Origin of the sequence: Streptomyces sp. NPDC007901 (assembly GCF_042959465.1) — a bacterium.
Lineage (GTDB): Bacteria > Actinomycetota > Actinomycetes > Streptomycetales > Streptomycetaceae > Streptomyces.
Map to the genome: position 1 here is coordinate 1 of NZ_JBIBKW010000006.1, position 22,075 is coordinate 22,075.

13 protein-coding genes are annotated in these 22,075 nt (G+C 70.7%); 8 read left to right on the forward strand and 5 right to left on the reverse strand.

Annotation, left to right across the window (positions count from 1 at the left end; translation table 11 throughout):
- Window positions 1-12: 12 nt before the first annotated feature.
- Window positions 13-7,926: an amino acid adenylation domain-containing protein gene (locus ACFZDK_RS20450; protein ID WP_390974273.1), complete on the forward strand. Its 7,914-nt coding sequence runs from the start codon at window positions 13-15 to the stop codon at window positions 7,924-7,926.
- A gap of 82 nt (window positions 7,927-8,008) precedes the next feature.
- Here ACFZDK_RS20450 and ACFZDK_RS20455 read toward each other — a convergent pair whose 3' ends face one another.
- Together ACFZDK_RS20455 and ACFZDK_RS20460 are read right to left on the reverse strand one after the other, a co-directional pair.
- On the reverse strand, window positions 8,009-9,028 hold the full coding sequence (locus tag ACFZDK_RS20455; RefSeq protein ID WP_390974274.1) for a transcriptional regulator: 1,020 nt from the start codon (window positions 9,026-9,028) through the stop codon (window positions 8,009-8,011).
- A gap of 205 nt (window positions 9,029-9,233) precedes the next feature.
- Complete coding sequence (locus tag ACFZDK_RS20460; protein ID WP_390974275.1) at window positions 9,234-11,186, reverse strand: ABC transporter transmembrane domain-containing protein; 1,953 nt, start codon at window positions 11,184-11,186, stop codon at window positions 9,234-9,236.
- A 237-nt stretch (window positions 11,187-11,423) separates the two neighbouring features.
- Between ACFZDK_RS20460 and ACFZDK_RS20465 the strand changes: the two genes are divergently transcribed.
- From ACFZDK_RS20465 to dpgC, 5 genes are read left to right on the forward strand one after another with little or no spacing between them, the layout of a single operon-like run.
- A complete protein-coding gene (locus tag ACFZDK_RS20465) occupies window positions 11,424-12,227 on the forward strand; it encodes an alpha/beta fold hydrolase (RefSeq protein ID WP_390974277.1) in 804 nt (267 codons plus the stop codon).
- Window positions 12,228-12,267: 40 nt separating this feature from the next.
- Window positions 12,268-13,608, forward strand: coding sequence for an aminotransferase class I/II-fold pyridoxal phosphate-dependent enzyme (locus tag ACFZDK_RS20470; protein ID WP_390974279.1), 1,341 nt, complete (start codon window positions 12,268-12,270; stop codon window positions 13,606-13,608).
- A gap of 55 nt (window positions 13,609-13,663) precedes the next feature.
- Window positions 13,664-14,821 (forward strand): 3,5-dihydroxyphenylacetyl-CoA synthase DpgA, encoded by a 1,158-nt coding sequence (gene dpgA / locus ACFZDK_RS20475; protein ID WP_390974281.1) that lies wholly within the window; start codon window positions 13,664-13,666, stop codon window positions 14,819-14,821.
- Complete coding sequence (gene dpgB / locus ACFZDK_RS20480) at window positions 14,818-15,513, forward strand: enoyl-CoA-hydratase DpgB (RefSeq protein ID WP_390974283.1); 696 nt, start codon at window positions 14,818-14,820, stop codon at window positions 15,511-15,513. Before dpgA ends, dpgB begins: the two co-directional genes overlap by 4 nt.
- Complete coding sequence (dpgC, locus tag ACFZDK_RS20485) at window positions 15,510-16,877, forward strand: (3,5-dihydroxyphenyl)acetyl-CoA 1,2-dioxygenase DpgC (protein WP_390974285.1); 1,368 nt, start codon at window positions 15,510-15,512, stop codon at window positions 16,875-16,877. The genes dpgB and dpgC overlap by 4 nt, the downstream gene beginning before the upstream one ends.
- 77 nt (window positions 16,878-16,954) lie before the next feature.
- Here the strand turns inward: dpgC and ACFZDK_RS20490 are convergent, their stop codons facing one another.
- Window positions 16,955-18,271, reverse strand: coding sequence for a cysteate synthase (locus ACFZDK_RS20490; protein WP_390974287.1), 1,317 nt, complete (start codon window positions 18,269-18,271; stop codon window positions 16,955-16,957).
- Between the two features lie 9 nt (window positions 18,272-18,280).
- On the reverse strand, window positions 18,281-18,505 hold the full coding sequence (locus ACFZDK_RS20495; protein ID WP_390974289.1) for an MbtH family NRPS accessory protein: 225 nt from the start codon (window positions 18,503-18,505) through the stop codon (window positions 18,281-18,283).
- A gap of 196 nt (window positions 18,506-18,701) precedes the next feature.
- Between ACFZDK_RS20495 and ACFZDK_RS20500 the strand changes: the two genes are divergently transcribed.
- The gene (locus ACFZDK_RS20500; RefSeq protein ID WP_390974291.1) at window positions 18,702-19,115 is read left to right on the forward strand and encodes a cold shock domain-containing protein; all 414 of its coding nucleotides are present in this window, start codon (window positions 18,702-18,704) and stop codon (window positions 19,113-19,115) included.
- Window positions 19,116-19,450: 335 nt separating this feature from the next.
- A complete protein-coding gene (locus ACFZDK_RS20505; protein WP_390974292.1) occupies window positions 19,451-20,494 on the forward strand; it encodes a transcriptional regulator in 1,044 nt (347 codons plus the stop codon).
- 143 nt (window positions 20,495-20,637) lie between these two features.
- Here ACFZDK_RS20505 and ACFZDK_RS20510 read toward each other — a convergent pair whose 3' ends face one another.
- Entirely contained in the window at window positions 20,638-21,963 is a 1,326-nt protein-coding gene (locus ACFZDK_RS20510; RefSeq protein ID WP_390974294.1) for a lipase family protein, read from the reverse strand.
- Window positions 21,964-22,075: the final 112 nt, after the last annotated feature.

Here is a 22,075-nt window from a genome sequence, read left to right on the forward strand (position 1 = left end):
GTGCCGGTGGGGGTGGCGGGTGAGTTGTATATCGGTGGGGTGCAGGTGGCTCGTGGGTATCTGGGGCGTCGCGGACTGACGGCGGAGCGGTTTGTAGCGGATCCGTTCGCCGGGGACGGGTCGCGGCTGTATCGGTCGGGGGATGTGGTGCGCCGGCGTGAGGACGGTGCGTTGGTGTTCGTGGGGCGTGCGGATGAGCAGGTGAAGATCCTTGGGTATCGGGTGGAGCCGGGCGAGGTCGAGGCGGTCGTGGGAGCGTGCCCCGGAGTGGCGCGGGCCGCGGTCATTGCCCGTGAGGATGCCCCTGGTGATCGGCGTCTGGTGGCGTACGTGGTTGCCGAGCCGGGTGCCGGTGATGATCTGGCGGGCTCGGTGCGGGAGTTCGTGGGGGTGCGGTTGCCGCAGTACATGGTGCCGTCGGCGGTGGTGGTGCTGGAGGAGTTGCCGTTGACGGTGAACGGCAAGGTGGACCGGGCGGTGTTGCCGGTGCCGGGCCGGACGGGCGTGGCGGTGTCGCGGGAGCCGGCGTCCGTGCAGGAAGAGGCGTTGTGTGTGCTCTTCGGTGAGGTGCTGGGTGTTGAAGAAGTGGGTGTGGAGGATGACTTCTTTGTTCTGGGGGGTCATTCGCTGCTGGCGACGCGGTTGATCGCGAGGGTGCGCAGTGTGCTGGGTGCCGAGTTGCGGATCCGGGATCTGTTCGACGCACCCACCCCCGCCCAACTCGCCACCCGCCTACCGGAGACGGCCTCGGCGCGGACCCCCCTCCGGCCGGTACGCCGGCCCGAGCTCGTGCCGCTGTCGTTCGCCCAGCAGCGCCTGTGGTTCCTCGACCAGCTCGAAGGACCCAGCTCGCTCTACAACACCTCCTTCGCCGTCCGCCTCACCGGGTCCCTCGACAAGGAGGCCCTCGAAGCGGCCCTGCGGGATGTGCTGGCACGTCACGAGGTGCTGCGCACGGTCTATCCGCACCAGGACGGACAGCCGTACCAGCGGGTGCTGAGCCCGGAGGAACTGGGCTGGCACCTTCCGGTGGTCGACGTGCCGGCGGACGGACTCCGCGAGATGCTGGCCGAGACCGCTGTCCACACCTTCGACCTGGCCGCCGACCTGCCCTTGTCCGCCCGGCTCTTCAGGACCGGAGCGGATGAGCAGGTGCTGGCCGTGGTGGTGCACCACATCGCGATCGACGGTTGGTCGCTGGGGCCGCTGGCGCGTGACCTGTCGGCTGCGTATGCCGCGCGTCGCCGGGGTGCGGCGCCGGACTGGGTGCCGCTTCCGGTGCAGTACGCCGACTACGCGATCTGGCAGCGCGACCTGCTGGGCGACGAGGACGACCCGGACAGTCTGCTGTCCGAGCAGGTGGCGTACTGGCGCAGCACACTGGCGGGGGCACCGGAGGAACTGGTGCTGCCGACCGACCGGCCCCGGCCTCCGGTCGCAAGCCACCGTGGGCACCTCGCGGGGTTCGAGGTCTCGGCCGAACTGCACTCCCGCGTCGCCAGGTTGGCCGCTGAGCGGGGAGTGACCCTGTTCATGGTGATGCAGGCCGCGCTGGCCGCTCTGCTGTCGCGGCTGGGCGCGGGGGCCGACATACCCATCGGTTCACCGATCGCGGGGCGTCCCGACGAGGCCCTGGAGGAACTGGTCGGGTTCTTCGTCAATACCGTCGTGCTGCGGACCGACCTGTCCGGGGACCCGTCCTTCACCGAACTGCTGGAGCGGGTGCGCGAGACAAGTCTCGGCGCGTTCACGCACCAGGACGTCCCCTTCGAGCGGCTGGTGGACGATCTGGCGCCCGCCCGTTCCCTGGCCCGGCATCCGCTCTTCCAGGTCATGCTCACCGTGCAGAACACCGAACGACCGGTGGTGGAACTCCCCGAGCTGACGGCGTCCGGCCTGTCCGAGGGGCCCACGGTGTCGAAGTACGACCTGGACGTCGTCGTGGACGAGGTGTTCGACGCCGATGGCGTGCCCTCCGGACTCCGAGGGGCCGTAACGGTTTCGGCGGACCTGTTCGACCCGCGTGGTGCGGAGGAGTTCGCGAGTCGGCTGGTGCGGGTGCTGGAGGCGGTGGCCGGGGATCCTGGTGTGCGGGTGAACGCGGTCGATGTGCTGGGTGCGGTGGAGCGTGAGCGTGTGTTGCGGGAGTGGAACGACACGGGTGTGGCGGTTCCTGTGGAGAGCGTGGTGGAGGGGTTCGAGCGTCAGGTGGCGTTGGGTCCGGATGTGGTGGCGGTGGTGTGTGCCGGGGGAGTGGAGGTGTCGTACGGGGAGTTGAACGGGCGGGCGAATCGGCTGGCGCGGTATCTGGTGGGGCTGGGTGTCGGGCCGGAGTCGGTGGTGGGGCTGTGCCTGTCGCGGGGTGTGGATCTGATCGTCGCGGTGCTGGCCGTGTTGAAGGCGGGCGGTGCCTACCTGCCGCTGGACCCGGACTATCCGGTGGAGCGGCTGGAGTTCATGCTCGCCGATGCCCGACCCGTGTGCGTCCTGACCGAGTCGGAGGTGGCGCAGTCGCTGTCCGGTGCGCGGTCATCCCTGGTACTGCTGGACGACCCGTCGCCGGTCGAGGCGCTGGAGGCGTGTTCGCCCGGCGATCTGGCCGACGCCGACCGCCTCGCGCCGCTCCTGCCGGCTCACCCCGCCTACGTGATCTACACGTCCGGTTCCACCGGCGTGCCCAAGGGCGTCGTCATCACGCACGGGAACCTGGCCAACTACGTGGCATGGTGCCGGCGGGCGTACCCGGAGGTCGCCGGGAACAGCCTGCTGCACGCTTCGGTGTCCTTCGACGCCGGCGTCACCGGGTTGTACGGCGGACTGACCAGCGGCGGCCGTGTGGTCGTCGCGGCGGTGGACGAACACCTGCCGGAGCTGCTGGAGGACCGGCCGTTGACCTTCCTGAAGGCCACGCCGAGCCATCTGCCGGTCCTCGAATCGCTGCCGGCGGGCTGGGCGCCCACGGGCCGCATGATGATCGGGGGAGAGGCGCTCGGCTCGGCGACGCTGCGGGCCTTCCGGGACCGCCATCCGGGCATCGAGGTAGTCAACCACTACGGCCCGACCGAAGTGACTGTGGGGTGCACGGACCATCTCACCGCCGACCTCGACGGCGACCGGCCCGGCACGGTGCCGATCGGCGGGCCGATGGCCAACACCCGTGTCTATGTGCTGGACCAGAGGCTGCGACCCGTACCGGTTGGCGTGGCCGGCGAACTGTATGTCGGCGGTGCGCAGGTGGCCCGCGGCTACCTGGGCCGCCGCGGGCTGACGGCCGAGCGGTTCGTCGCCGACCCGTTCGGCGCCGACGGGACGCGCCTGTACCGCACGGGTGACATGGTCCGGTGGCTTGCCGAAGGCGTGCTCGAATACCTGGGCCGCGACGACGACCAGGTGAAGATCCGCGGGTTCCGCATCGAACCGTCCGAGGTGCACACGGCCGTCGCCGCGCACCCGCAGGTGGACCAGGCGGTGGTCACGGTCCGGGAGGACACCGCGGGTGACAAACGACTGGTCGCCTACCTCGTTGCGGCGAGCCCCGCCGACGGAGCGGACATCGCGGCGTCGGTCCGCGCGTTCGTGGCCAACCGCCTTCCCGCCCACATGGTGCCGTCCGCCTTCGTCGTCCTCGACGCGCTGCCGCTGACCGTCAACGGCAAGCTGGACCGAGACGCCCTGCCCGCCCCGCACTTCGCGCCCGGCGCGCAGTCGCGCGGTCCGTCCACCGTGGTGGAGGAGGTTCTGTGTGCGACGTTCGCCGAGGTCCTCGGACTGGAGCGGGTCGGCGTGGACGACAACTTCTTCGCGCTCGGCGGGCACTCGCTGCTCGCCGTGTCGTTGGTCGAGCGGCTGCGGCAACGGGGCGTGTCGGCGAGTGTGCGGACCCTGTTCATGGACCCGACCCCCGCGGGGATCGCCGCGGGCTCCGGCGGAGCCGAGGTGGCGGTGCCGCCGAATCTGATCCCCGCGGACGCCACCGAGATCCGGCCGGAGATGCTGTCGCTGGTCGAGCTCAGCCAGGCCGAGATCGACCTGATCACCGCCGGTGTCCCCGGTGGCGCCGGGAACGTGGCGGACGTCTATCCGCTCGCGCCCCTGCAGGAAGGGATGTTCTTCCACCACCTGCTGTCCGAGGACGAGGACGGTGACGACGTCTACCTGCGGCCCACCGTGGTCGGCTTCGACTCCCGGGACCGCCTCGACGCCGTACTGTCGGCGCTGCGGCAGGTCGTCGACCGGCACGACATCTACCGGACCGCGATCGTGTGGGAAGGCCTGCGCGGCCCGGTCCAGGTGGTCTGGCGCAGCGCGGAGCTGCCGGTGACCGAGGTCGTCCTCCCGGAGAACTGCGACGACGCCGTCGCCGGACTGCTCGCATCGGCCGATGCCCGCATCGACCTCCAGCGGGCCCCCCTGCTGCGGGTGTCCTTCGCCGCGGAGCCGGGGACGGGCCGGTGGTTGGCCCTGCTGCAGACGCACCACATGCTCCAGGACCACACCGGGCTCGAGGTCGTCCTGGCGGAAGTGGCGGCGATCCTGCGCGGTGAGGGCGATCGGCTTCCCGAGCCGGTGCCCTTCCGGGATTTCGTGGCGCATGCGCGGCTGGGTGTCTCCCGTGCGGAGCACGAGGCGTATTTCGCCGGGTTGCTGGGCGATGTCACGGAGACGACCGCGCCGTTCGGGCTCATGGACGTGCACGGCGACGGCACCACGACGGCACGGCATGCCATGGCGCTCCCGGACGACATCGCAGAGCGTGTGCGGGAGCGGGCGCGGGCGGTCGGTGTGTCGCCGGCGACGTTGTTCCATGTGGCGTGGGCGCGGGTGCTGGCGTCGTTGGCGGGGCGTGAGGATGTGGTGTTCGGGACGGTGTTGTTCGGGCGTATGAACGCGGGTGCGGGTGCGGATCGTACGCCGGGGTTGTTCATGAACACGTTGCCGGTGCGGTTGCGGACGGGTTCGGTGGGGGTGTTGGAGGCGGTCGAGGCGATGCAGGCCCAGCTGGCCGGGCTGCTGGTGCACGAACACGCCCCGCTGCCGCTCGCACAGAGCGCCAGCGGTGTTCCCGCCCCCGCCCCGCTCTTCACCTCCCTGTTCAACTACCGCCACACCGTGGCTCCCGGCAGCCGACGCGCGACGTCGGGGACCGGGGGAGCCGACGGCATCCGCACGATGTACAGCCACGACCACACCAACTTCCCGGTGGACGTGGCGGTGGACGACCTCGGCACCGGCTTCGGCATCACCGCCGAGACGGTGGCACCGGTCGACCCCCGGTCCCTGTGCGAGCTGCTGAACACGGCCGTGTCCCACCTCGTCACCGCGCTCGAGGAAGCCCCCGGCACACCGCTGTGGCGGCTCGACGCACTGGCCGCCACCGAGCTGTGGACGATGCTCACGGACTGGAACGACACGGCCCACGGCACGGGGCCGTCCTCGGTGCCCGCTCTGTTCGAGGCCCAGGCCGTGCGACGCCCCGCGGCCGTCGCCGTGACGGCCCACGGTCGGCCGCCCGTCACCTATGCGGACCTGAACGACCGGGCGAACCGCCTGGCGCGACTGCTGATCGCCCAGGGGGTCGGCCCCGAATCGGTGGTGGGCGTGTGCCTGCCGCGAGACGCCGACCTCCTCGCGGCCGTGCTCGCCGTCCTGAAAGCCGGCGGAGCCTACCTGACCGTCGACCCGCACCACCCGGCCGAGCGCAGGGCGTTCATGCTGCGCGACGCCCGGGCCTCCTGTGTGATCACGGTCGCCTCCCTCACGGACCCGCCGGGCGCCGACACCCCCGCGCCGACGGTGCTGGCCCTCGACGAGCCCGACATGGTCTCGCGCCTGGCGGCGACGCCGGAGGGCGACATCACGGACGCCGACCGGCGCGCCCCGCTGCTGCCCGCGCATCCCGCCTACGTGATCTACACCTCCGGATCCACGGGGACGCCGAAGGGCGTCGTCGTCACGCACGAGGGCTTCGCGAACATGGCCGCCGCCGTGCGCGACCGCTTCGGCCTGGCACCGGGCCATCGGGTCGCCCAGTTCGCGTCGGCGGGCTTCGACCAGTTCTGCTCGGACTGGGCGATGGCCCTGCTGTCCGGCGCGACCTCGGCGATCGTCCCGGAGGAGCGCCGACTGGGCGCCGAACTCGCGGGGTTCTTCGCTGAGCACGGCGTGACGCACGCCGTCCTGCCGCCGGCCGTCCTGGCCACCTTGGCGGACGGCGCGATCGCGGACGGGGTCCTGCTGGAGGTCGGCGGCGAGTCCTGCCCTCCGGACCTGCTCGCCCGCTGGTCCGCCGGGCGCGTGCTGTTCAACACCTACGGTCCGACGGAGACGACCGTCGACGCGACGACCTGGCGGTACCGGCCTGACGCGCCCGAGGTGGCGATCGGCTCGCCGATCCCCAACACCCGCGTCTACGTGCTCGACGCACGGCTCCGCCCGGTGCCCCAAGGGGTCGTCGGCGAGTTGTACGTGACGGGTGTCCAGCTCGCCCGCGGCTATGCCGGCCGGCCCGGCCTCTCCGCCGAACGGTTCGTGGCCTGTCCGTTCGAACCGGGCGGGCGGATGTACCGGACCGGAGACCTGGTCCGCTGGACACCCGACGGGGAGCTGGTGTTCGCCGGGCGCGTCGACGACCAGCTGAAGATCCGCGGCTTCCGGATCGAGCCGGGTGAGGTGGAGTCGGCAGTCACCGCGCATCCGTCGGTGGACGGGGCGGCCGTCGTCCTCAGGGAGGACGGCACCGGCGATCGGCGTCTCGTCGCCTATGTCGTGACCGCCGCCGGGGCGGACCTCCAAGTGGCGCAGTCCGTACGGGACTTCGTCGCGCAGCGGCTGCCCGCCCACATGGTTCCCGCAGCGGTCGTCGTCCTCGACGCGCTGCCGCTGACCACGAACGGCAAGCTGGACCGCGCGGCGCTGCCCGTCCCGGTGTACCGAGCCGCCGGGACGGAGCGCGATCCGTCGTCCCGGGCGGAGCAGGCGTTCCGCACCGCGTTCGCCGAAGTCCTCGGCCTGGAGTCGGTGGGCCCCGACGACGACTTCTTCACCCTCGGCGGGCATTCCCTGCTGGCCGTCGCCCTGGTGGAGCGGCTGCGCGACTGGGGGATCCGGATCGGGTTGCAGGCACTTTACGAGGCGCCGACACCGGCCGGCCTCGTCGGGCGTGTCTCCCTCGACTCGATGCGGGACGCGTTCAGCGCCGTGCTCCCCATCCGACGGCACGGCCCCGGGCAGCCGCTGTTCTGCCTGCCCCCGGCCGGCGGCATGAGCTGGGGCTACATGCCGCTGGTGCGTGTCGTGCCCGAGGAATTCCCGGTCTACGGCCTCCAGGACCGCGGGCTGGCGGAGGGCGGCCGGCTCTTCGGCTCGGTGCGGGAGACGGCGCGGGAGTACATCGCGCATATCCGGTCGGTGCAGCCCTCGGGACCGTACCGGGTGCTCGGCTGGTCGTTCGGTGGGGTCGTCGCGCACGAGGTCGGCGTGCAGCTGCGGGCCGCCGGCGAAGAGGTCGCCCTGGTCATCCTGGACACCTACCCCCGGCCGCAGGCGGTCTTCGAGGACGGTGCCGAGCTGCCAGGGGAACTGGTCGACGACGAGCTCGACGACGTCATGGAACGGCTGCGCGGAGTACGCGACCGGGTGCTGCCGGTGGTGTCCGACGACGAACTCGCCGGCATGGCACGGGTCTACCTCAACAGCGGACGGATCCTGGACGAGCACGAGTTCGGGCGCTACGACGGTGACGTCCTGCTGGTCGTCTCCACGCTGGACAAGCCGGAGGACGTCTCCCCGGCGGCGCACTGGCAGCCGTACGTCGCGGGAGAGATCACGGAACACCGGATCGCCTGCACGCACCCGGGGATGATGCAGCCGGAGAACCTGGAGGTGGTGTGGGCGGCGATCGAGGAGTGGACGCGGCCGGCGCAGTGAGCGGTCCGAGGCGGCAGTGAGCCCAAACGCGAACGGGGACGCCGATGCGGCGTCCCCGTGGCCGGGCGAGCGGATGAGACCTCTAGTCCGCGGCCATCCGCAGCGACTCGGACTTCGACTGATCGGCCAGGGAATCGGCGAAGGCCGACCACGTCTGCGCGTACTGCAGCGCGAGTTCGCCGACCAGCGTGGCGCAGTGGGGCGGCACCGTGGACAGCAGGTCCTGCCACTCCTGATCGTCGACGGCGACGTTCCGCAGCAGCCGAAGCAGCCTTCGCCCCGCTTCCTTGTCCCGCAAGGACGGGTCTTTCAGGAGCTTGTCCAGGACCTGGGGAGGGGCCAGCGAGGCCGACGTCGGCCCGGGTCCGGAGCGCTGCAGCCGAGGGGCGCCCGTGGTCGGTGGTTCACCGCGGGCCAGACGTCTGCGGACGTCGCTCGCGGTCGCCGGAGACACCCCCGCCGTGCGCGCGACCTCGCGGACGGAGATCTCGGGATGCCGGGTGAGGAGTTCCGCGGCCCGCAGCCGGCCCGCCGTGTGGTCCAGCGGGCGGACCTTGCCGTCCCGGCCGACCCGGGCGGTGGTCTGCCGGCCCCCCGACTTCTGCCGCAGGGCGACGACGGTCTTGGTTCCCAGACCGGCCACCCTCGCGATGGACCGGTCGGACATGTGGGGGTGCGAGGCGATGATGCGCATCGCGGCCGCCCTGCGCTCCGCCTGCGACAGCGGGAGGCCGTGCCGGATGTTGGACTGCACGGCGTGCAGGAAGGCGTCCGCGACATCCCCGTCGAAGAAGGTCGCCGCGATCGTCCGGTCGCCGCGCGCCTCCGCGGCGGCGAGTCGGTGCATACCGTCGACGACCCGCATGGTCTGGCGGTGCACGAGAACCGGCGGAAGGGGCGCGTCGACCTCGGCGAGCCGGGCGACGTGCGCCTCGTCGCAGCCGTTGAGACGGGGCGAGTCGCCGGGGGCCAGAAGGTGGATGGGGACGTCGACACATTCCTGCGGCCAAGCGCCGGCTCTTCGGCGCGCGGGGACGATGACGTCCGCCGCCGGCTCCTGGATGGTGAAAGTGGTACCGGTTTCTGGGCGTTGCACTTCCATCGGTTCCTCCCCGTTGCGGATACCGCTACTGAATTCGCCGCCCTCGATGCCGCGCGGACGCGCTGCCCGCGCACAAGCATGTTCCTTCTCCAGTCGTGTTGGCTGATTTTTTTTGGTGCCTGAACATTTCCTTGTCCACTTATGTCAATTCATGGTGTTTTCCCTTACGACTCTACTTGCGTCGACGTGACGGCCGTCGAAGCGGTCAGCGCCTGTCCTCTGCCGAGCCGCTGGCCGCCAGGCCGTCCACGGCGTCCCCGGGGTCCGCTCCCAGCGCGAACTGGGTGCGGTACATGAGCGCGTAGAGGCCGTCCGCGGCGAGCAGTTCGGCATGCGTGCCGCACTCCCGTATCCGGCCGGAGTCCAGCACCAGGATCTGGTCCGCGTCGCGGATCGTGGACAGCCGGTGGGCGATCACCAAGGACGTCCGGTCGGCGAGAGCGGCCGTGAGACCGCGTTGGATCGCCACCTCGGACTCGGAGTCGAGATGCGCCGTCGCCTCGTCGAGGAGGACGACCGGCGGGGACTTCAGCAGCAGCCGGGCCAGGGCGACGCGCTGCTTCTCCCCGCCGGACAGACGGTAGCCGTGGTCGCCGACGACGGTGTCCAGACCGTTCGGCAGCGCCGAGATGACGTCCCAGATCCGGGCGGTGACGCAGGCCTCCCGCAACTCGGCGTCGGTGGCGTCCGGCCGGCCGTACGCGAGATTCGCGCGAAGCGTGTCATGGAAGAGGTGCGCGTCCTGCGAGACCACGCCCACGGCGTCGCGCAGGGACGGCAGCGTCAGCTCCCGAAGATCGTGACCGTCGACGCGCACCGTCCCGGCGACCGGGTCGTACAGCCGCGTCAGAAGCTGCGCGACGGTCGATTTTCCGGCGCCGGACGGCCCCACCAGTGCCGTGAGCGTGCCGGCGGGCAGGCGGAAGGACACGTCGTCGAGGATCCATCCCTCGCCGGGCTGCTCCGTCGCGGGCAACCCGATCGACTCCAGCGAGGCCAGCGACACCTCCGAGACCGTGGGGTAGCGGAACGAGACGCCCTCGAAGACGATCTCGGGTGCGGAAGGCGCTCTGTCGCCGGCGGCCGCCGTGCCGTGGAGCAGGGGCCGCGCGTCCTTCCGCTCGGTGACGAGGGGCCGCAGATCCAGAACCTCGAAGACCCGGTCGAAGCTGACCAGCGCCGTCATGAACGAGGCCTGCATGTTGGAGAGCTGGTTGATCGGGCCGTACAGCCGGGTCAGCAGGGCCGCCATGGCGACCAGGGTGCCGAGTTCCAAGGAGCCGCGGACGGCCAGCACACCGCCCAGGCCGTACACGACGGCGCTGGTCAGGGCGGCCAGCAGCGTGCCGATCACGACGAGCAGCCTGCTGTGCACCACCGCGACCACCGCGACGTCGCGAATGCGCCCCACCCGCTCGGCGAACCGGGCCGACTCGGTCCGCGGCCGGCCGTAGAGCTGGACCAGCATGGACCCGGCCACGGTGAAACGTTCGTTCATGAGGGAGCCGACCTCGGCGTCGAGCTGCATCTGCTCGCGCGACAGCCGCTGCATCCGCCGGCCGAGCACCTTGCCGGGGATCAGGAACAGCGGGATGAACAGCAGGACCACCAGGCTGATCTGCCAGGACAGATAGAACATCGCGCTGAGGACCAGCACCAGGGACAGGAGCGTCGACGTGGTCTGGGTCAGCAGAGCCGTGACCGCCTGCTCGGCCCCGACCACGTCGGTGTTCAACCTGCTGACCAGGGCGCCGGTCTGGGTGCGGCAGAAGAACGCCACGGACTGCCGCTGGACATGGTCGTAGACAGCGGTGCGCAGGTCGTAGATGAGTCCCTCGCCGACACGCCCGGAGAACCACGCCTGCGCGAGCAGAGCGGCCGAGTTCAGGACGGCGAGGGCGGTCACGACCAGCGCCCAGGCCACCACCGTGCCGGTCCGCCGGGGGATGATCCCGTCGTCGATGATCGCCTTGAGGATCAAGGGCTGCACCGCCGTCGCGGTCGCGTCGGCCGCGGTGGCAAGCAGCAGGAAGAGCACGCTCCACCGGTGGCGCAGCGCGTACGGAAGGATTCGGCGGATCGTGCCCGGGCGTATCCTCTGACGGGTGATCGACTCGTCGAGGCGGAGCCTCGACAAGGGGCCCCTGGCGTTGCGCATGAGAAGAAGACCTCCGTGCGACGACGATCCGGCCGGATGTTTTCGCTCCTTCAATGAAGCGTCAGGCGGGTGCCGCTGTTCAACCGATGCACGGCAGCGGTTGAACACCTGAGCGACTCCGCCGCCCTTGGCTTGTGTTGCCCGTCCCGGTGGTGCTCGGTCATAGTGACGCGGTCGGCCGCTGAGGCAGACGCGCTGAAGTCACCGCACGCACAGCCCTCATGAGGAGGCCGCGTCGTGTCCTTCGTCAAGGTCAACGGGGTTCGCCTCTCCTACGAGCGCTCCGGCAGCGGGCAACCGGTCCTCCTCGTCATGGGGACGGGCGCCTCGGCGCACGTGTGGACCATGCGCCAGACTCCCGCGCTCCATCGCGCCGGATACGAGACGATCACGTTCGACAATCGCGGGATGCCGCCGTCGGAGGTCCCGCAGGGCAAGTACTCGCTCGACGACATGGTCGCCGACACCGTGGGGCTGATCGAGGCACTGGATCTCGCACCCTGCCGGATCGTCGGCGTGTCGCTCGGGGCCATGATCGCTCAGGAGGTGGCCGCCGCCCGTCCCGAACTGCTCGGCGCCGCCGTTCTCATGGCCACCCGGCTGCGCGCGGACGCCTTCCGGCGCGCACTGCACCAGGCCGACCAAGTGCTGGCCGAGAAGGGGCAGCGCGTGCCCGCGGCACACAGCGTCATCGCCTCGGCGCTGCAGATGCTGTCGCCGCAGACCCTGAACGACGACGCCGCGGTCAGGACCTGGCTGGACCTCTTCGAGCTGACGTACGCGCCGACACCGCCCGGCGGGGGCCAGGTGTGGGTCGATTTCACGGGCGACCGGCGCCAGGCCCTGAGCACCGTCCGGGTGCCGTGCCGCGTCATCGCCTTCGCCGACGACGTGATCACCCCGCCGCACCTGGCCGCCGAGGTCGCCGAGACGATCCCCGACTGCGACTACCTGGAGATCGCCGGCTGCGGCCACCTCGGCTTCCTGGAGCGGCCGGACGAGGTCAACGCGGCGATCATCGAGTTCCTCGACAAGTTCTGAGAGTCCTCGACCCGTTCGGGACAAGGAAGGTGGCGGCCCCGTGAGCGACGAATGGGCTATCGACAAGGGCGATCTCCACCCCGCCGTCTCGGACGCCGTCCTGGACACCATGAACTTCCTGAACGAGGTGACGTTCCGCCATCCCGACGCGATCTCGTTCGCACCCGGCCGCCCCTACGACGGCTTCTTCGAGACCGAGCAGATCTTCCGTCACATCCGTCGCTACCTCGACCACTTGGCGCAGCAGGGCTCGACTCCGGAGCAGGTACGGGACGCCCTGTTCCAGTACGGCCCCACCGCCGGCCGGATCCGTGGCCTGATCGCCGACTCGCTGCGCATCGACGAGGGCATCGACGTACCGCCGGAATCCGTCGTGGTGACCGTGGGATGCCAGGAGGCGATGTTCCTCGCCCTGCGCGCCCTCGTGCCGGGCCCCGACAGCGTCGTGCTCGTGTCGAGCCCCTGCTACATGGGCATCACCGGCGCCGCCCGCCTGCTCGGCATCGGCCTCACCGCGGTCGCCGAGCACCCGGACGGGTTTCGCTGCGCCGACGTGGAAGCGGCGTTCCGCACCGAGACGGCCAAGGGACGGCGACCGCGCGCCCTCTACGTCATTCCCGACCACGCCAACCCGTCCGGCACGACGATGCCGCTCGCCGTACGGCACGAACTCCTCGCACTGGCCCGGCGGTTGGACTTCCTCGTCCTCGAGGACAGCCCCTACCGGCTGGTCAGCCCCGGCTCGCAGGTGCCGACCCTCAAGGCTCTCGACACCGGCCGCCGGGTCGTGCACCTGGGCTCGTTCTCCAAGTCCCTCTTCCCCGGCGCACGCCTGGGTTTCGTCGTCGCGGACCAGCCCGTGGTCGACGCCGAGGGCAGGACGAGCCTGCTCGCGGACGAACTCGCCAAGGTCAAGAGCATGGTGACGGTCAACACGTCCCCGATCAGCCAGGCGGTCGTGGCCGGCATGCTGCTGTCCGCGGGAGGCGGCGCGGCGGCGCTCAACGAGCGGACCTCCGCCTACTACGGCGAAACCCTGCGGGTCACGCTGCGGGAACTCTCCCGCCGGCTCCCGCCGGAGCGCCGGACCGCACTGGGCGTGCACTGGAACGAACCGACCGGCGGCTTCTTCCTCAAGGTCTCCGTGCCGTTCCGCGCCGACGAGGCCGCGCTCGCCCGCTCGGCCCGGGACTTCGGCGTCATCTGGACCCCCATGTCGTACTTCTATCCCGAGGGCGGCGGAGAGTACGCCCTGCGCCTGTCCACCAGCTACCTGACGCAGCAGGACATCGAGGAGGGAGTCGCCAGACTGATCCGCTTCATCGAGGCGGAATCGCGCGACCGTGACCAATCCCCTTCCATGGAGGACGTGTTGACATGACGACGGTGGTACCGCTCGTGCGCAGCAAGCCCCGGATGTGGCCGTGGACGTACCGATGACGATCCAGACCAGCCTCCCGGACCCGAACCTGGTGCCCTCGTGGCCTCCCGTGCCGGAACCCGCGCGGATCGCGGGCCTCGGCACGGCCGTGACCGATCACTCCTACTCGCAGTCCGACGTGCTCGACATCTTCGGCATCACCGACCCCAAGATCCGCTCCGTCTTCGCCAACAGCGCGATCGAACGGCGCTTCCTCTCCCTCCCGCCCACCGGGGCCGACGGCACCCCCCTGCCGGAGGACCAGGAGGACCTCCTGGCCAAGCACAAGCGGAACGCCGTCGACATGGGCATCCGGGCGCTGCGCGCCTGCCTCGCCGACATCGGCGCCGAGCCTGCCGACGTCGAGCATCTGTGCTGCGTCACCTCGACGGGGTTCCTCACCCCGGGGCTCAGCGCCTACATCATCCGTGACACCGGGATGGACCCCCGCTGCAGCCGCGCGGACATCGTGGGCATGGGATGCAACGCGGGCCTCAACGCCCTCGGCCCCACCGCCTCATGGGCCGTCGCGAACCCCGGCCGGCTGGCCGTGCTGATCTGCTCGGAGGCATGCTCGGCCGCGTACACCATGGACGCGACGATGCGCACCGCCGTCGTCAACAGCCTGTTCGGAGACGGCGCGGCCGCCATCGCGGTCATCGCCGGGGACGCCGCACGGACGCGCTCCACCCAGGCCGCCCGCGACGGCTCGTACGACACCTCCGCCGCACTCCGGCCGCGCATCCTGGGCTTCTCCAGCTACATCGTCACCGAGGCGATCGAGGCGATGCGCTTCGACTGGGACAGCGACCAGAACAGGCTGAGCTTCTTCCTCGACCGGGACATCCCCTACGTCGTCGGGGCGCACGCCGAGCGCGTCGTCGACCGGTTGCTGTCCGACGCCGGACTGCGCCGCAGCGACGTCCGGCACTGGCTGGTCCACTCCGGCGGGAAGAAGGTCATCGACGCCGTCCGCGTCAATCTCGGCCTCACCCGTCACGACCTGCGGCATACGACCGGTGTGCTGCGCGACTACGGCAATCTCTCCAGCGGTTCGTTCCTGTTCTCCCTGCAGCGGCTGCACACCGAAGGCGCGGTGCGCCGAAGCGACATTGGAGTCCTCATGACCATGGGTCCCGGCTCGACCATCGAAACGGCGCTGGTCCAGTGGTGACCGGCGGACCGGCACAGGCGAGCGGCCAGGACGCCGAGGAACTCGTCCTGCGGGTCGACGGCGCCCGGCCGCTGTCGGCAGGCACCCTGGCCGACCTCGCCGCACTCTGCGACCGCGCCGAGGACGGCGACGGGGACCACGTCGTCGTGCACGTGTCCGGCTCCCCCGGGCAGACCTGGCCCCACGACCTGACCATCGCGCTGGTGACCAAGTGGGAGCGCGAAGTCCGCCGGTTCGAACGACTGCCCGTCAGTACGATCGCCGTCGCCGACGGGGACTGCGGCGGTCCCGCCCTGGACGTGCTGCTGGCCACCGACTACCGGATCGCGACGCCTGGCACGCGCCTCGTCCTGCCCGTCTCCTCGGCGGCCGTCTGGCCGGGGATGGCGCTGTACCGGCTCGTCCGGCAGACCACGAACAGCGCCGCGATCCGCCGGGCGGTGCTGTTCGGCACCCCGACCCCCGCCGCGGACGGACTGGCCCAGCACCTGCTGGACGAGGTCACGGACGACCCGGCCACGGCCCTGGCCGCAACCCGGGCACGCACCCGGTATCTGTCCGGCCGGGAACTGGCCGTTCGGCGCCAGCTGCTGCACGACGCGGCGGCGGTCAGTTTCGAAGACGCCCTCGGTACGCATCTGGCCGCATGCGACCGCACCCTGCGGCGGGTCACCGCCGAGGTGCCGTCATGACCACACACAGCGCGCTCTCCGGTCAGCGACGCCCGGCGGAGCCGCCCGCCGACCCGGCGGCCGTCCGCGGCCCCCTGCCCGAGGCCCGCCGGGCCCTCGCCGCCGCCGCCCGGCGCGCGGCGGCGGCGATCGCCGCACTGCCGGAACCCGAGCAGCGGTCGCCGGCGGAACGCGCGGCGGCCGCGGCGGAGCAGAACGCCGTCCGGATCCTGCGGTGCGCGTTCCTGGACACGCACGTCGACGCGGTGTACGACGAACTGACCTGCGCCAGAACCCGCCACCTGAGGCTGGCGGAACTCGCCGGGGCCGCCGCTTCCGCGTTCCCGGGACTGGTCCCCTCGGCCGCGCAACTCGTCGCCGAACGCGCTCGCCGGCAGGCGGCGAAGGAGGGCCTGGAGATCGACCAGGGCATCTTCGTCAGCCGGGTGCTGCGCTCCGCACAGGCCGGCCCGCACCTGCTGGACGCCATGCTGCGGCCGACCCCGCGAGCTGTGGAACTCCTGCCCTCGTTCACCAGGACCGGGGTGGCCGACCTCGGTTCCGTGACGGTGGAGCGCAGGGACGGAGCGGCACGTCTGACCCTGTGTCGCGACGACTGCCTCAACGCCGAGGACGAGCGCCAGGTCGACGACATGGAGACCGCCGTGGACCTGGCACTCCTCGACCCGCAGGTGCGGGTCGGGCTCGTCCGGGGCGGCACGATGACGCATCCCCGCTACCGAGGACGGCGCGTCTTCAGCGCCGGCATCAACCTGAAGGCGCTGCACGACGGGAGCATCTCCCTCGTCGACTTCCTCCTGCGCCGGGAACTCGGCTACCTCCGCAAGGTGTGGCACGGGATGCTCGTCGACGATCCGGAACGCTGGTTCGCACGGACCGTCGAGAAGCCGTGGGTCGCCGCGGTCGACGGCTTCGCCATCGGCGGCGGGGCACAGGTGCTCCTCGTGTTCGACCATGTCATCGCCGCCGCGGACGTGTATCTCAGCCTGCCCGCGGCCCAGGAGGGCATCGTGCCCGGTGCCTCCAACCTGCGGCTGACCCGGGCGGCCGGGACGAGGCCGGCGCGCCAGATCATCCTCGGGGGCCGTCGCATCCGGGCGTGCGAGCCGGATGCCCGGTTCCTCGTGGACGAGGTCGTGGAGCCCGAGGAGATGGACGCCGTCGTGGAGCGCGGCCTGCAACGGCTGCAGTCGCCGTCGGTGGTCGCCAACCGCCGGATGCTGAACCTGGCGGAGGAGTCCGAGGACGCGTTCCGGCTCTACATGGCCGAGTTCGCGGTGCAGCAGTCGCTCCGGATCTACAGCGGGGACGTCATCGAGAAGACCGGGCGGTTCGCCGCCCGAAGTGACACCGCGTCACGGTGACGGAATGTCAGCAGGAGGGCGAAGGGGAAGGTGTGGTGCCGGGGGCCGGGCGGGCCGGGACCGCTCGCCGTGGGCGGTCAGTGGTCGCACAGTGCCGCGATCCCCTCGACGGTCTCCGCGTGCCGGACGGCCCCGACCGGGATACGCAGCCGGGGCGTCGCCGGTATCAGCGCGTGATCGGTGCCGAGCCGGGACCGGCCGCCGCCGGTGATGTTCAGCAGGACGACCGAGCCGTCGTCCAGCCGGCCGCGGGCGGCCGCGTCGGCGAGGCAGGCCACGGCCACACCGGCGGCCGGTTCGATGTCGATGCCTTCGGTGTCCAGGAACAGCTTCATGGCCTCCTGGACGGCGGCGTTGTCCGCGGCCAGCACATCGCCCGCGCTCTCCACGAGGCTGTCGCGGACCCCGCCCCCGATCGCATAGGGGGGCGCCAGGTTGGCCAGCTCGTCCGCGCAGGACTGGCGGAGGACCTCCCGGTAATGCCCGGGCGTCCGGTCCAGGGGCTCCGGTTCCGCCTGCCAGGCGTCGAGGATCGGGGTGAAGGGGAGATTCTGGCAGAGCATCAGCCGGGGCAGCGGCCCGTCGATGCCGGCCTCCATGAAGCGGCGGGCGGCCTCCAGCGCGGCGATCGCTCCGGTGCCGCTGCCCACTGCCTGGAAGTAGTGCGAGGGCAGGCGTCCCATCGCCTCGACCGCCGAGATCATCACCGTGGCCAGGCCGTCGCGCCGCCCGACGTTCTTCACGCCGCCCTCGAGCCGGAACGAGGGCAACCGCCCCAGACGCGCCGCGAGATCGATCGCGTCAGGGTAGTCGCCGTCCTCGATGACGACGAGGGTGACACACGGGTCGAGTTCCGTCCGGAAACGCAGCCGGGACAGGCCCTTCTCGGGGACGACGAGCAGGCACGGGATCCGGCCCTGCGAGGCGGCCCAGGCGAATGCCGCCCCGGTGTTGCCGGATGAGGCCACCGTCAGGATCCAGGGATCGTCCGGCAGCCGCCCCAGCACGGTGTGTGCCTCGAACTCCTTGAACGTACAGGTGTCGAGAGCGGCCCCACGCTCGGGCCAGTAGCCGTTGAAGGCGATCCAGAGCTCATCGACGTACAGGGCCCGGGCGAGTCCCCGGCTGCGGAAGACGGTGCTCCGGCCGGCGCTCCGGCCCGCCGCCACCACAGGAAGCCAGTCGCGGTAACGGAAGATCCCCTCCGCACCGGCCCGTGGGGTGAAGCGCCGGTCCCGGTACTCGGTGCGCAGCAGGGCGGGGGCGTGGTCGCCCTGGCACTCCAGGACGGTTCCGTCGTCGCCCTGCCGATGGCCGCACACGGAGCAGACCAGTACGTAGTGGCGTGCGGCGACGGCGGTACCGGCCGCGGACGCGCGGACGTTCTCGCTCAAGCCGGGCGCCTAGTTCGCCCGGGCGTTCTGCTCCATGGCCCGAATGAGACTGCTCGGCCGCATGTCGGTCCACGAGGCTTCGATGTAGTCGAGGCATTCCTGCCGTCCCGCCTCCCCGAAGACGACTTCCCACCCGCCGGGAACGTCCGCGAAAACAGGCCAGAGCGAGTGCTGTCCCTCGTCATTGACCAGAACCAGGAACGGGGCTTCTTCGTCGTCGAACGGGTTCGCCATCGTACCGTCCTCCCTAGGGCGAAGTTCACGTCATTCGTTCCGTGAGGACTATGGCCGACGGGCGTCCACGGCATCAATGCGTCACGTTGAACGTCGCGTTGAACACCGAGCTCGCCTGGATTGTCCGCCGCGGAGCGACTAGGCTCCCGGGAAGGTTTGCCGGGCAAGGGGTCCGGCATTGTTGGGGGTGTTTGTTGTGGCTGTCGGTCGAGTTGTGCGGTTCGACGCGGCGAAGGGCTTTGGGTTTATCGCTCCGGATGCCGGTGGCGATGACGTTTTCCTGCATGTGAATGATCTGCAGATCCCGCAGTCGGCGCTCCGCCCGGGACTTTCGGTCGAATTCGAGGTCGAGGACGGCGGCCGCGGCCTGAAGGCCTCGTCGGTCCGGCTTGCCCCGGATGCCGAGAACCCGTCGGTCGTCCCCGCCAGGGTGGCGGCGGCCGGCGAGGAGCAGATGTGCGATGTGCTCGGCGCTGACGAATACCTGCGGGATGTGACCGAGCTTCTGCTGAACACCGCTGCTGCGCAGCCGCTGGACGCGCGGCAAATCCTGGCGGTGCGTCGCGATTTGGTGGAGTTCGCGGTGAAGCACGGCTGGGTGGAGGGCTGACGCAGTCGGGAACGAAGCGGACCGGGTGCCCACCGGCGCCCGGTCCGTGTGTCGAACGGGATGGCGAAATCTGGTTTTTCAGCTGAATCCCTCCGTTTTCCTGTGGGTTTCTTCCTGCTTTCCGTGCGGCACCTGCGGAACCGGATGGGTAGGTACCGCTTACTGGGCGGAGAAGGGCCATGCGCGGCGCGTCATATTTTTTGTCTTGTATTTTCCGACATTTTACCGTCAGGTTTTGATCAACAAATCGCGCGGCGAAGGGTCGACAGCAGTGGTGCGGTCGGTGAAGATGGGAACCGCAAGGCCGTGATCGACCGACCGGGCGAGGGGCTCCAATGGATCTGCCAGCTGTTGGTTTTCCGGAATCCGAAACCTACGGAAAAGCGGCCGATCCGGCTGCCCCGTCCTTGTCCGCGGAATCCCGACGGCGCGAAGTCTTAACCGTTCCGATCGCCCTGTTGCTGCCGGGTGATACCCCTCGAGTGAACGGGCTGGATCACGAGCACGTGGCCCGCCTGGTGGAGAACGACGGGCCGCTTCCCGCCATACTCGTCGACCGGCGCACCATGCGGGTGATAGACGGCATGCATCGCCTCATGGCCGCATGCCTGCGCGGTCAGGACGGAATCGAGGCGGAGTTCTTCGACGGCACCCCTGAAGAAGCGTTCCTGTGCGCGGTCGAGGTGAACGTGACGCACGGACTTCCGCTGTCGCACGCCGACCGCCGGGCCGCGGCCACCCGGATCGTCCTCTCGCACCCGGAGATGTCCGACCGTGCCATCGCACGGGCCTCGGGGCTCGGTGCCAAGACCGTCGCGAAGATCAGACGCTCGACCGACTCGGTGCCGCAGGTCAACGCCCGCGTGGGCCGGGACGGCAAGGTTCGCCCGCTGAGCAGTGCGGAAGGGCGGCGCAGGGCCGCCGAGGTCATGGCGGAGCGTCCACAGGCGTCGTTGCGGGAGGTCGCGCGGCTGGCCGGTATCTCCCTGGCGACGGCAAGTGATGTCCGCAAGCGGCTCCAGCCCGATGAGGCGGACGAGACCGGCGCACCGGAGGACACCGCCCTGCCCGCGGACGGCCGGCAGGGGACGCGGCGGAAGATACGGATGGTGGAGTCGGACCCGGAATCCGTGCTCGTCAAACTGCGGCGCGATCCGTCACTGCGCCACAAGTCCGGAGGACGTCATCTTCTGCATCTGCTCCAGCAGCACGCGTCGGGGTTGCAGGAGTGGCCGGAACTGGCCGCGGCGGTGCCGCCGCACTGCGGAGACCTCGTCGCCTACCTGGCGCGGCAGTACGCCGACACTTGGCGGGACTTCGCCCAGGAGCTCGGCGCCCGCGTCCAGACCGTTCCCCCCTCGGCGGCCGGCGGCCTCTAGAGATCTTCAACGGCTGAGGTTACGCAGGCCGGACGTCGAGCCCGCTCTTGGCGATGAGGCCTTCGACGATGTCATGAGAATTCTTCCTGGGGTGTGTCAGGGCTTCTGACACACCCCTTTCGGCATGTTCGGGAGTGGATCGGTCACGGCTGGACGGGCATGCTCCAGCAGTTGGAGGAGGCCGCCTTGCCCGCGAAGCGGTCGGTGAGCCAGTCGATGGCGGGGCCCTGGTCGGTGAGCAGGGGGGCGAAGTGGTTGAGGAGGGCGCTGCCGACGCTGGGGAGTACGACGGGTGTGTAGGTGACGTCGGCCCCCTTGCGGCACCAGTCGACGGCGAGTTGGCGGGCCTGGGCGTGGGGGACGAGGTTGTCGCTGACGCCCGTGGCCAGGCGGACGGGTCCGGACGGCTTGAGGGTGCCGATGCGCTGGCTGTCGAGGAAGGCCTGGAGCGCGGGGGTGGTGGCGATGATGTCGCTGATGGACCGGCCGTCGGTGGTCCACTTGGTGCTCTTCGCGTAGCCGTAGCCGAGGAGCGCGTCGCCGACGCACATGGTCGACAGGTCGGTGAGGGCGGCCTTTCCGGCGTCGTTGAGGTGTGCCTCGGCGATGGGCTTGAGGGAAGGGTCGGACTGGAGGAAGCCGTTGAGGGACCAGCCCAGCGCACCGGCCAGTTCACTGCCGTCGATGGCCTTGGTGACGGCGGTCAGGTCGGCGGGCGGTGCGCCCGCGTAGGTACCGGAGAGGGTGACGTCGGGGGCGTAGGAGGCCTGGAGTTCGGCCGCGGCGGCGGTCGCTCCACCGCCCTGGCTGTAGCCGTAGAGCCCGACGGGGGAGGTGTCGGTGACGGAGGCGCCGTCAACCGCGCGGGCGGCGCGCACCGCGTCCAGTACCGCGTGTCCCTCGTCGACGCGGTTGACGTAGGTGTGCAGCCGGTCGGTGGCGCCGAGGCCGACGTAGTCCGTGACGACCACGGCGACGCCCTTCGCCAGGAGGCGGTAGATCGCGAGGTCCTCGTAACCGACGGACAGCGTCTGGCTGTTGACGGTCAGCGGGTGTTCCAGGCCGAGGGAGGCGGCGCACTGGTCGCCCTGCCCCATGGTGCCGGGGGCCAGGGCCACCAGCGGGCGTGGTCCGTCCCCTTTCCAGGCGGCGGTCGGTTCGATGTAGGCGCCGGTGACGGCGACGGGTTGGCCGTTGGAGTCCGTGGACTTGTACATCAGCCGGGTCGCGGTGCCGGGGAGCGGACCGTCGAGGCCGGGCAGGCTGAGGGCGAGCGGGAGGGGCTCGCTGCGGATCAGGGTGCCGTTCGCCGAGGGGAGTTCGGCGGGCGGGTTGTAGAACGAGGGGATGGTGACGCCCCGGGAGACCACCTCGTCCGCCGCCGTGGCGGCGGTGCTGGCGAGGGCCTGGGCGCCGAGGCAGGCGGCAGCGGTCACCGCTGCTGCCAAAAGCTTTCCGCGTGCGGGCATGGCGAACCTCCTGTGATGCGGCCGGCAGTGAGGTGCACAGGTGAATGCGGCGGGGAGAGCAGGCCGTCCCGGGCCGGCTCACACCGCGGTGAAGTGGTTCGCCAGGACATTA